The organism is Brachyspira catarrhinii (assembly GCF_005518285.1).
GTDB lineage: Bacteria > Spirochaetota > Brachyspiria > Brachyspirales > Brachyspiraceae > Brachyspira > Brachyspira catarrhinii.
This window is the reverse complement of the sequence record NZ_SJDU01000876.1, coordinates 1-305: the sequence shown is the minus strand read 5'-3', so window position 1 is coordinate 305 and position 305 is coordinate 1. Positions and strand designations below refer to the sequence as shown.

Genomic DNA, 305 nt, shown 5'->3' with positions numbered 1-305 from the left:
AATGATGCATGTAATGAGAGCAGCAGTGTATTGTGGATAGGAAAATGTACACTTTTTATATCAAGAAGAAGAGTATTTCCAACTGATAATAGCTGGATAACGGATATATTATTTAAACCTATAAAAAAATGGTATAAAAATAAAATTAAAAAGAAAAATGATAATGATTATAATCAAAGTATAAGATAATTAATGATTGTACTTGTTTTTAAACTATTGACATGAAATTTTACAAGTTGGTTATTTTATGCTAAATTATAGAATTTAATTATTATGAAAAATATTGTATATGTTGTATAAAATAC

Annotated in this window: 1 pseudogene; it reads left to right on the top strand. The window is 21.6% G+C overall.

Annotated elements, in window-relative coordinates:
* Positions 1-189: pseudogene (locus tag EZH24_RS13710) on the top strand (glycosyltransferase family 2 protein); the annotation flags it as partial.
* Positions 190-305: the final 116 nt, after the last annotated feature.